Below are 6810 nucleotides of genomic sequence, written 5' to 3'. Positions count from 1 at the left end.
CCATTCATTCAATTACTATATGAATAAATATGATTGTGCCGATTGTTTGCTGATTTGGCCAGCCGCATGATCCGCTTCGTACGGCGTGCGGTGACAAGATCATGAGGCCGAAGTTGCCCTCCCACCGCGCCGGAAGCTGTTCGCTGGGAGGAAAGCGAATGCATAAATCCGATACGACTGATCCTGTCGAAAAGATCTACCCAATCCCGAGTTTGATGGCCCTTGGCCTGCAGCATGTTCTCGTCATGTATGCCGGAGCGGTCGCCGTGCCGCTCATCGTCGGCAGCGCACTTCAATTGCCCAAGGAACAGATCGCGATGCTCGTCAGCGCGGACCTGTTCTGTTGTGGCATCGTCACCCTCATCCAGGCGCTCGGCATCTGGAACATCGGCATTCGCCTGCCGATCATGATGGGGATTTCGTTTACTGCCGTGCCCTCGATCATCGCCACGGGCACCAATCCCGATCTCGGCATGCCGGGCGTCATCGGCGCCGTCATCGGCTCCGGGGTGTTCACGATCCTGGTCGCCCCATTCTTCGGCCGCTGGGTACGCTTCTTCCCGCCTGTCGTCACCGGCACGGTCATGCTGGTCATCGGCCTCTCGCTGATGCGCGTCGGGGTCAACTGGGCGGCCGGCGGCCAACCGATGATCAAGGGTCCAGACGGCATGATCCCGAATCCCGCCTACGGCGCGCCCTTCGCGCTCGCGGTGGCAGCCATCGTGCTCATGTCGATCCTGCTTCTCACCCGCGTTCTCAAGGGCTTCATGGCCAATCTTGCGGTTCTGATCGGGATCGGCATCGGCTTCGTCGTCGCAATCGCTGCCGGAAAGGTGGATTTCCACGGTGTGGCGCAAGCCGACTGGGTGCGCATCATTCACCCGCTTGCCTTCGGCTGGCCGATCTTCGAGTTCTGGTCGATCCTGTCTCTCTGTGCGGTCATGACGGTCATGATGATCGAATCGACCGGCCAGTTCCTGGCCGTCGGCGACATGGCCGGGCGCAAGATCACCGAGGCCGAACTCACCCGGGGTTTAAGAACCGACGGTGTCGGCAACATCATCGGCGGCCTGCTCAACACCTTCACCTATACGACCTATGCGCAGAATGTCGGGTTGCTGCAGATCACCGGCGTGCTCAGCCGTTTCGTGGTGGCAGCCGGCGGCGCCATCCTGATCCTGCTCGGTTCGCTGCCGAAGGTTGCCTTCGTCAGCGCATCGATCCCGAGCTATGTCGTCGGCGGTGCAGCCATCGTGATGTTCGGCATGGTCTCGGCGACGGGGGTGAAGATCCTGTCGAAGGTCGATTTCGTCGCCAACCGCCGGAACCTCTACATCGTCGCCGTCAGCGTCGGCCTCGCCATGGTGCCGGTCGTAGCAGAAAACATCTTCGACCAGCTGCCGGCAGCGCTCGAGAAGTTCCTGCATAGCGGCGTGCTCGTCGGCACCTTCGCGGCGGCACTGCTCAACATTCTCTTCAACGGTGTCCCAGCCAGGGAGCCGGTCGAGGCCGAACTCGCCGAGGGTGCGCCCGCAGCCGACCCGGCCTAGAGGGCCGCACCAATTAGTCCGGCGGCGCACTTCCGCCGCCGGAGCCCCAAACCCCAAGAGGACTACCATGAGACGCTTCGACTATCATCGGGCGGAAACGCTGGAGCATGCCTCCCGTCTGCTTACCGAGCTCGGCGACGACACGTTTCTGTTCAACGGTGGGACCGACCTTCTGGTCGAGATCCGCGAGCGGCTGCGCCGCGTGCGCAACGTCGTCGACATCAAGCAGATCCCCGGCCTCTCCGATATCACCTATGACGAGACGCGCGGGCTCACCTTCGGGGCACTGGTGACGGTGGGCCGCCTGGAACGTCTGGCGCTGGTCGGCCAGCGCTATCCGAACCTGAGGGCTGCCTTTGCATCGCTCGGGTCCATCCAGGTGCGCAACCGCGCAACGGTGGTGGGCAACATCTGTCGCGCCTCGCCGTCGGCCGACACCATCCCGCCTTTGGTCGCGGACGGCGCCTTCGTGCACATCTACAGCCGGACCAACATGCGCGTCGTGCCGATCGCCGAGTTCTTCACCGGACCCGGCAGGACCGTGCTTGCCAAGGGCGAGATCGTCACCGGCATCACCGTGCCGCCGGCAGGCGACACGACCGGCAAGGCCTACATCAAGCATGGCCGCCGCAAGGCGATGGAGCTCTCCACCGTCGGCGTCGCCGTCAGCCTCTCCATGGAAGAGGGCGTCTGCAGCGACATTCGCATCGCGCTTGGTGCGGTGGGTGCCACCGTGCTGCGTGCCCCGCAGGCCGAAGCCATGCTGCGCGGCACCTCGCTCGACGCGGCAACGGTTTCGAGTGCCGCAAGCAAGGCGATGGAGGAATGCACGCCGATCAGCAACGTGCGCGCCAGCGCCGATTATCGCCGCGACATGGTCGGCGTTTTGACCGGCCGCGCCATCAAACAGGCATTGGAGACCTTCGCATGAAACGGATCGTGGAATTCACCGTCAACGGCGAGGCGCGGGACATGGCGGTCGACGCCTGTTGCTCGCTGCTCGATGCGCTGCGCGACGATGTCGGTCTCACCGGCACCAAGAAGGGCTGTGATGTCGGCGACTGCGGTGCCTGCACCGTGATCATCGACGGCGAGCCGGTCAACGCCTGTCTGGTGCTCGCCGTGGAGGCCGAGGGCCGCTCGGTCGAGACGGTCGAGGGGCTGCAGCCGGGCGTCGATACGCTCCATCCGCTGCAGGATGCCTTCATGCGGCACGGCGCCTCGCAATGCGGCTTCTGCACGCCGGGCATCCTGATGATGGCCAAGAAGCTGCTCGACGACAATCCGCACCCGACCGACGAGGACATCCGCTTCGGGCTCTCCGGCAACATCTGCCGCTGCACCGGCTACACCAAGATATTCGACGCGATCAGATTCGCCGCGCGCGAGATGGAGGCAGCAAGATCATGAACATGACCACCCCCATCGAACAGCGCGAGTTCAAGATCGTCGGCAAGAGCGTCAAGCGCGACGACGTGCTCGAGAAGGTGACGGGCGAGGCGCAGTACACCGGCGACATCAAGCTCCCCGGCATGCTGCACGGCAAGATCAAGCGCGCGGCGATCGCCCATGCGCGGATCAAGTCGATCGACGTCAGCAAGGCGCTCGCCTATCCCGGCGTCAAGGCGGTGCTGACCCACGAGACCGTGCCGCGCGTGCTGCACTACGGCTCGCCACATCCGCGCTCGGCCTCCTGCACCAAGGACCAGTACATTCTCGACGACAAGGTGCGCTTCTGGGGCGAGGGCGTCGCCGCCGTCGCTGCAATCAGCGAGGAGATCGCCGATGAGGCGCTCGACCTGATCGAGGTGGAATATGATGCTCTGCCGGCCGTCTTCGAGCCCGAGGAGGCAGCCCAGCCGGGTGCGCCGCTGATCCACGAGGTCGGCCCCGGCGGCAACCTCGTGCTCGACCCGGTGCGCGTCAACCGCGGCGACGTCGACAAGGGCTTTGCCGAAGCGGACTTCGTTCTGGAAGGCACCTTTGCCGGCGGGCGGCCGCATCCGGCCTATATGGAGCCGAACGTCTGCGTCGCCGACTGGGACGGCTCGAACAAGCTGACCTTCTGGACCTCGACCCAGACCTCCTTCATGGTCCGCGGCATCCTTGCCGAAGTGCTCGGCCTGCCGCTCACCAAGGTGCGCGTTCTGGTCGACCATATGGGCGGCGGTTTCGGCGCCAAGCAGGACCTGTTCCAGCACGAGTTTCTCTGCGCGCTTTTGGCCAAGGAAACCCGCCGGCCGGTGAAGATGGAATTCACCCGCCATGAGACCTTCGTTGCCGGCCGCTCGCGTCACCCCTGCAAGATCTGGTTGAAGCAGGGTTTCAAGAACGACGGCACGCTCGTCGCCCGCGACATGAAGCTGGTCTACGATTCCGGTGCCTACGGCTCGCACGGTCCGGGCGTGACCATCGTCGGCACGACCGCCGCCACCTCGCTCTATCGCTGCGAGAACGTGCGGCTGGAGGGGCGCTGCGTCTACACCAACACCCCGATCAACGGGGCTTTCCGCGGTTACGGGGTGGTGCAGAGCTACTACGCGCTCGACATCCAGATGGACGAAGCCGCCGAACGGCTCGGCATGGATCCGGCCGAGCTAAAGCTGAAGAACGTGGTGCGGGCCGGCGACATCGCGCCATCAGGCCACCCGATCATTGGGCACGGACTTGAAATCTGCCTTCAGCACGGCATCGATGTGCTCGACTGGAAGGCGCTCTGGAACCGCGACCGGACGCCGGATCCGAAGCGCCCGCATATCCGTAAGGGCTGGGGCATCGGCTGCGAGATGCACGGCTCGTCCGCCTATCCCGGCATCAAGGAGCAGGGCAATGCCACGGTCAAGGTCAACGAGGACGGCACGGTCACGCTTTTGACTGGCGCTGCCGGGCTTGGTACCGGCGCGCATACGGCGCTGGCGCAGATCGTTGCCGAAGAGCTCGGGGTCCGCTTCGAGGACGTCGGCGTCATCCACGGCGACACGGACGTGGTCCCGTGGGACATCGGGGCTTTTGCCAGCCACACGACCTATCTGGTCGGCACGGCCGCCAAGATGGCGGCCGGCAAGGTGCGTGCTTCCGTGCTCGCAAGGGCTGCGATGAAACTGCAGGTCTCGCCGGAAGAGATTGACCTTTCCGAAGGCAAGGTCTTCCTCATTGCCGAGCCCGATCGCTGCATGACCGTGTCGGAGGCCATGGGCCCTTCGCGTGGCATCCCTGCCGCCAACATCGTCGCCAATGGCACCTACGAGCCGACGAAATCCTACTCTTTCGCCGCGCATTTCACCGAGGTGGACGTCGACACGGAAACGGGCATCGTCGAGGTCAGGCGCGTCGTGCCTGTGCACGACGTCGGTCGTGTCATCCATCCGATCGCGGCTGAGGGCCAGATCGAGGGCGGTATCCAGCAGGGGATCGGCCACACGCTCACGGAAGACTACGTCATCGACAAGAAGACTGGGCGCTCACTCAACGCCGGTCTCGTCGACTACAAGATGCCGCTCTCCATGGACATGCCCGATATCGAGACGATCATCCTCGAGGCCGCACCCGATCCGGGCGGCCCCTGGGGCGCCAAGGGCGTCGGCGAAGATCCGATCATCGCCATCGGTCCATCGATCGCCAACGCCATCCACGACGCCATCGGTGTCCGCTTCCACCACTATCCGATCACCCCGGAAGACATCCTGAAAGCCTTGAGGGAGAAGGGCGCATGAACATGCATATCGAGCCTGCGAGCCAGCAGAAACTCCCGATTACGATCCTCACTGGGTTCCTTGGATCGGGAAAGACGACGCTGCTCAATTACATCCTGACCGAACGTCACGGTCATCGCATCGCGGTGATCGAAAACGAATACGGCGAAGTGGACGTCGACAGCGACCTGGTGCTCGCCTCGGACGAGGAAATCTTCCAGATGCAGAACGGCTGCATCTGCTGCTTCGTCGACGTGCGCAACGATCTTATCGATGTGATGAAGAAGCTCCTGAGCCACAAGGACAAGTTCGACCACATCATCGTCGAGACGTCAGGCCTTGCCGATCCGACGCCGGTCGCCACCGCCTTCTTCGTCGACCGCAGTGTCGCCGACGAGGTTGAGCTCGACGCCGTCGTGACGCTGGTGGACGCGATGCATATCGACCAGCATCTCTACGATTCCGTGCTCGACGGCAGCGACAACCAGGCGGTCAACCAGATCGTCGCGGCCGACCGCATCCTCGTGAACAAGATCGACCTTGCCGAGGAGGCGTCTCTCGGTTCGCTGGAAAGCTCGTTGCGCAGGCTCAACCAGACGGCGCCGATCCTCAGGTCCACCTACGGCAAAGTCGACCTCTCCAACATCCTCGGGGTCAAGGGCTTCCGCCCGTCCTACGTGCGCGAGCGGGCGGAAATCCTCGACATCGACATGGATGACGATCACGACGCCGAGCATCACCACCATGAGTGCAAGGAGCCGTGTTGCGACCATACGCATCACCATCATTATGATCAGCAGCATGGACGTGAGCACGCGACCGTCCTGCGGCCGCACCAGCATGACGCGACGGTGAAATCCCACTCCTTCGTCTATCCCGAAGCCTTCGACGGCGAGAAGCTCGGGGGCTTCCTGACGAACTACCTCGGCGAGCACGGGGGCGACATCTTCCGTACCAAGGGCATCGTTTCCGTTGCCGGCGACGACCGCTTCTTCGTGCTCCAGGCGGTGCACAAGCTCGTCGACTTCCGCCCGGACCACGCCTGGGGCGAGGACAAGCGGAAGTCGAAGTTCGTGTTCATCGGCCGCAATCTCGACCGCGAAAGTATCGACAGAAACTTGCGTGCATGCCTGGTGCCTTAGCAGCGAGTCTCCACGCCGGACGGCGCTTGCGTAAGCCTTTCTGTCTGAGCCGCCCGCGCCCCTCCAGCGCGGGCGGTTGCTGCCGTTGTTGTTGGAAAAGTGTATTTAAAAACAATTATTTAGATGTATTTTCGTGTTGACAGAAATCACGCGCAGTGGTTCTCTTGAAGGCGAGTAGAAGCACCGACAATTGCTCACCGTCTGTTGGAAGATGAGGCTGCGATGTCGATGCTGATCACACAAGGAACGTCCGGTTGCCCCGCCCTGGGAGCTCATGCACCGGCCCGTTCCCTCCGTCTTCGGCATTTCCTGAGATCGCGGATCCACGCCCGGCTTCGGCCGGCATGGCGTTCATCGCGCGGCCCCGCATCGACCGGACCCTCTACGACAGGAGAAACCTATGATTATTGACCTGAGCTGCTATCC

The 6810-nt window shown here is 63.2% G+C and carries 5 protein-coding genes; all 5 read left to right on the top strand.

Annotated elements, in window-relative coordinates; translation table 11 throughout:
- Positions 1-158 precede the first annotated feature (158 nt).
- Positions 159-1550, top strand: coding sequence for a nucleobase:cation symporter-2 family protein (locus VGO12_RS08795; protein ID WP_327512355.1), 1392 nt, complete (start codon positions 159-161; stop codon positions 1548-1550).
- A gap of 67 nt (positions 1551-1617) precedes the next feature.
- Complete coding sequence (locus tag VGO12_RS08790; protein ID WP_327512354.1) at positions 1618-2481, top strand: xanthine dehydrogenase family protein subunit M; 864 nt, start codon at positions 1618-1620, stop codon at positions 2479-2481.
- A complete protein-coding gene (locus tag VGO12_RS08785; RefSeq protein WP_327512353.1) occupies positions 2478-2960 on the top strand; it encodes a (2Fe-2S)-binding protein in 483 nt (160 codons plus the stop codon). Before VGO12_RS08790 ends, VGO12_RS08785 begins: the two co-directional genes overlap by 4 nt.
- Positions 2957-5263 carry a xanthine dehydrogenase family protein molybdopterin-binding subunit gene (locus VGO12_RS08780; protein ID WP_327512352.1) on the top strand — a complete coding sequence of 769 codons (2307 nt, stop codon included), beginning with the start codon at positions 2957-2959 and terminating at the stop codon, positions 5261-5263. The genes VGO12_RS08785 and VGO12_RS08780 overlap by 4 nt, the downstream gene beginning before the upstream one ends.
- A gap of 2 nt (positions 5264-5265) precedes the next feature.
- On the top strand, positions 5266-6384 hold the full coding sequence (locus tag VGO12_RS08775) for a CobW family GTP-binding protein (protein WP_414650694.1): 1119 nt from the start codon (positions 5266-5268) through the stop codon (positions 6382-6384).
- Positions 6385-6810: the final 426 nt, after the last annotated feature.

Origin of the sequence: Ensifer sp., from assembly GCF_035999135.1 — a bacterium.
Classification (GTDB): domain Bacteria; phylum Pseudomonadota; class Alphaproteobacteria; order Rhizobiales; family Rhizobiaceae; genus Ensifer.
Note: the sequence above shows the minus strand (reverse complement) of the source record. Positions and strands in the feature narration are given on the sequence as shown.